Genomic DNA, 3,162 nt, shown 5'->3' on the forward strand with positions numbered 1-3,162 from the left:
ACTAATTACTATAATGTTACAATCTTGTTCTGCTAGTGTTGCTACTATAAAATGGCGTCTCATTTTAAAAAGGAGCGCTTGCAACGATGGCAAAAGCCAAACCAATTATCAGTATTGAAAGTTACGGCATTTACAGCCATTGGGATGCAAAAGAGAAAGACCTGCCTCAAATCACCGAGTTTACAACAGACGTTCCGGCACAGTTAGATATTGAATTTGGTTTTATTGTTAACATTAAAAAGGCTAAAGGACAAAAAATAAAGTTTTGCATTTACCATCCAGATATCCCAGATGAAGATGGCGAGATCATGCCACCATTTGAGGGCGAACAGTACGTTAAAACAAACGATTGGCAGTTTTACTTAGGTGATACTATATGGGCACCTGTTGATAATAAAGTTGGCATTTGGCGCATGACTATTGAATTAAATGGTCATATAATTGCCGATAAATCCTTTAACTTATTAAAGGAAGCCGAAGGTACAGCCACTGATTTTTGGAAGCATCGCGGCTATTAATCTTTAATCTGAGAGGGACTATGTATCAAGGAAGTTGTTTGTGCAGCAAAGTAAAAGTAACAATTGCTGGTGGTATAGACTCAATTATTCATTGTCATTGCTCTTTATGTCGTAAAAATTCAGGCACAGCCTACGCAACCAATGGCTTTATTCAACGAGATGGTTTTAACCTCACAGAGGGCAAGCAGCATCTGAGTGCCTTTGAATTTAAACCCGGTAGAATTCGTTATTTTTGTAGCTGCTGTGGATCACCAGTTTATAGTGAGAACAAAGATGACCCAAGTCGTTTACGTATTCGCTTAGGTTTGTTAGATAGCGATATAAACGAGCGTCCGATCAGCCATAACTTTGTAAGTTCTAAAGCAAACTGGGATACGTTTGACGCAGAAATACCATGCTATGATGGTTTTGAACCAAGTAGAGCGAAGTAATAGCCATGATTGCGAATACACCTAAACCGCCTTATTACGCCGTAATTTTTACGAATATCTTATCTGAGGATACCGCTGGGTATGAAGAAGTGGCCAATAGAATGGTTGAGCTTGCAGAGCAACAACCAGGGTATTTAGGCATGGAGTCTGTTCGTGATGGTTTGGGTATTACGGTATCGTATTGGCAAAGCTTAGATGCGATAAAAGCCTGGAAACAAAACGTGGAGCACTTAAATGCGCAGCAGCTTGGTAAAGATAAATGGTACAGCGCGTTTACAACGCGTATTGCTAAAGTCGAACGTGATTATTCATTGTGATACATAGTAGTCTTGTTAAGAACACATCATACATTATTTGGTTTAACTTCAACCTCAGCATAACCTAAAATTTAAGCTTTTTAATATACAGGGTGAGGCGTGATAGGGTTCGAATAATATACTCGTGAAATGATTTGGAATAATCACAAGTATTCCTTATGCATAAATGAAAAATCTTTTTCCTTTCTATATTTGCAATATCAATGGCTTGCAAACTTTAAGGTCATCTTTTTTGTCTTGATGAATGACAGATAGGAAAAGGTTTAAACCTTTGTTTTTAAATACACTTAATGCTTTTTTAATTTAAATGTACTTAATGTAACTAGCATCACACCAATAGCAAAGCCCATAACTAAACCACCAGATAAATCGGAGCTAACACCTAAAACAGTATCCGATTCTCTGACATGTGTTAGCCAGTAAAAGAGCAGAAATGAAACGCTAGAGATTGCACAGAGAAGAATAAGTTTGGTCCTGTTAGACATATTAACCTCAATTATTTTCATTTTTTTAGTTTTATGACTGTTAAGTAATAGCATTTGTTGGTTGATATTGCGACAAAAAAGAAAATGTATTGCAGTATTTTTATCGTGAGTTAAAGCCCACAAAAGTGGGCTTTAGTGTTAATCGTGATTACAAAGTGTAATTAAAACCAATGGCAATACCGTCATCTTCGGTTTGTGACATCTGTGCTTCTTGCTCAGCGTCATTACTCGAAAAGTCGCTAAAGTCTTTACGGACTTCAATATATAAAATGGTATCTTCTGCCATGAAGTAGTGCGCACCAATTACTGCAAATTGACGCTTAAATACATCTTCAGGATCGGCATTAAAGTTTGGCTGAATAACATAGTCATCGCCGGCATCAAATACGTTATAAGCTACAAAGGTACGAATGTCATTATCAAAGCGATAGCTGAAGATAGACTCCAAACCAACGGCATCTTTAATTAAGCGACCTAAGTTGTCAGTATCGTGGTTTTCGTTTTTATTTATATTCGCTGATGCATACCAACCAGGCTTATAAAAATCACCATAGGTAATGCCCATACCATAAATTAAATCATTTACAGATTGGTTTCTCCCACCTGCATACACGATATCAAACTGACCGCGGTTAACACCCGCAGTTACTTTTAAATTAGGGCTAACCGAGTAGGTGAGTGCGGCGCCATAAGTAGAATTAAATTCTACTTTTTGTGCGGCGTTATTTCCTTGGTTCCAAAGTACCTCACACGATCTCATTGATATATCAACGATATCACAGGTATAAAAGTCATCAGATTTCAGTTGTGCTTGAAGCGCTAAATGAAAATTACCCCAGGTATTGCGATACTGCAGTACTTTATCGCCGCGACCTGTGCCATTTACAGCACCGTCATCTTTATTGTAGGTATAAACACCTGCAGCATTACCATCCCATACTAAGCTGTAGTTGGTGTTGTAAACAACGTCGTACCATACACCCCATTGTTTACCTAAAGTGACTTGGCCGTAATCGTCATGTTTAAGACCAACATAGCCTAAACGGTTATATAAAAACTCATCTTGAATTGATTCAAAGCGATTGCTGTATACGATATCGCTGCTACCAACAGGGTTAACACCCCATTCAAGTAAAGCAAAAGCTTGCCAGCCGTTTTTTAATTGGCGCTTAAAATCAAAATTAATGCGTGATGCACCGTTTACTACCTCAGTTTCGCCTTGCGTATTAATAATTCTTGCATCGATAAAGCCACCAACAGTAACGCTATTGGTTTGGTCGTTATAGATTTCGATGGCATTGGCTGTCGGTATGGCAATCATGCCTGCAACAAATAAGGCAGTGTGTGTTCTTTTCATAAAGTACCTTGATTAATAATTGTCCCTAATAGGTATAATTTAGTTAAAGGAAGG

The 3,162-nt window shown here is 37.9% G+C and carries 4 protein-coding genes; 3 read left to right on the forward strand and 1 reads right to left on the reverse strand.

Going from position 1 to position 3,162, the window contains the following annotated elements; all coding sequences use genetic code 11:
• Window positions 1-86 precede the first annotated feature (86 nt).
• The 3 genes from L1D46_RS20120 to L1D46_RS20130 are packed head-to-tail and all read left to right on the forward strand — an operon-like array spanning window position 87 to window position 1,266.
• Window positions 87-518, forward strand: coding sequence for a DUF3859 domain-containing protein (locus L1D46_RS20120; RefSeq protein ID WP_167657691.1), 432 nt, complete (start codon window positions 87-89; stop codon window positions 516-518).
• Between the two features lie 20 nt (window positions 519-538).
• Window positions 539-949, forward strand: a complete 411-nt coding sequence (locus tag L1D46_RS20125; RefSeq protein WP_167657690.1) for a GFA family protein — start codon at window positions 539-541, stop codon at window positions 947-949.
• A 5-nt stretch (window positions 950-954) separates the two neighbouring features.
• Window positions 955-1,266: an antibiotic biosynthesis monooxygenase gene (locus L1D46_RS20130; RefSeq protein WP_218650132.1), complete on the forward strand. Its 312-nt coding sequence runs from the start codon at window positions 955-957 to the stop codon at window positions 1,264-1,266.
• Window positions 1,267-1,899: 633 nt separating this feature from the next.
• Here L1D46_RS20130 and L1D46_RS20135 read toward each other — a convergent pair.
• On the reverse strand, window positions 1,900-3,108 hold the full coding sequence (locus tag L1D46_RS20135) for a porin (RefSeq protein ID WP_239978127.1): 1,209 nt from the start codon (window positions 3,106-3,108) through the stop codon (window positions 1,900-1,902).
• Window positions 3,109-3,162 lie beyond the last annotated feature (54 nt).

This window comes from Pseudoalteromonas sp. Isolate3 (genome assembly GCF_022398505.1).
In the GTDB taxonomy this organism is placed as follows: domain Bacteria; phylum Pseudomonadota; class Gammaproteobacteria; order Enterobacterales; family Alteromonadaceae; genus Pseudoalteromonas; species Pseudoalteromonas apostichopi.

What these genes read in the sequence shown, in the direction of transcription:
- L1D46_RS20120 (WP_167657691.1), top strand. Translation starts at nt 87, where the DNA reads ATGGCAAAAGCCAAACCAATTATCAGTATTGAAAGTTACGGCATTTAC.
- L1D46_RS20125 (WP_167657690.1), top strand. Translation starts at nt 539, where the DNA reads ATGTATCAAGGAAGTTGTTTGTGCAGCAAAGTAAAAGTAACAATTGCT.
- L1D46_RS20130 (WP_218650132.1), top strand. Translation starts at nt 955, where the DNA reads ATGATTGCGAATACACCTAAACCGCCTTATTACGCCGTAATTTTTACG.
- L1D46_RS20135 (WP_239978127.1), bottom strand. Translation starts at nt 3,108, where the DNA reads ATGAAAAGAACACACACTGCCTTATTTGTTGCAGGCATGATTGCCATA.